General features: G+C 66.7%; 1 protein-coding gene. It reads right to left on the bottom strand.

The features are described 5' to 3' along the window. Positions 1-214 precede the first annotated feature (214 nt). A partial coding sequence (locus J0A65_RS26175) for a diguanylate cyclase domain-containing protein (protein ID WP_206597111.1) occupies positions 215-396 on the bottom strand: 182 nt, incomplete at its 5' end.

The raw sequence follows: 396 nt of genomic DNA, 5'->3' as shown, positions 1-396 counted from the left end.
GCCCGTTGCCGCTGGCGAAGCCCTCCGGCAGGCCGCTCGGGCGCAGTTGCCACCAGGCGATGGCGGCCACTGCGGCCAGGCCGAAAACGATCAGGTAGGGGAGGCGACGTCGCGCGTTGTTCATCTCAGCGTCCTTTCTGCGGGCCCTTGCTCGGGACCATGATTAGCAGACTTTCATTGTCTGCGCTCAGCCTGTTGCGTGGTTTGATGCAGGTCAAGCGAGGGCGGCGCCCCACAGGCAGGTGCGATTGCGGCCCTCGTGCTTGGCACTGTACAGCGCCTGGTCGCAGCGGGCGATCAGTTCGCCGGGCTGTTCGTCACGAACCGGATCGAGCACGGCGAGGCCGATGCTCAGACTCAGGCGTTCCAGCGGGCTGGCGGGGTGAGGAAGCTCCA

The organism is Bowmanella yangjiangensis (assembly GCF_017255015.1).
In the GTDB taxonomy this organism is placed as follows: domain Bacteria; phylum Pseudomonadota; class Gammaproteobacteria; order Enterobacterales; family Alteromonadaceae; genus Bowmanella; species Bowmanella yangjiangensis.
Note: the sequence above shows the minus strand (reverse complement) of the source record. Positions and strands in the feature narration are given on the sequence as shown.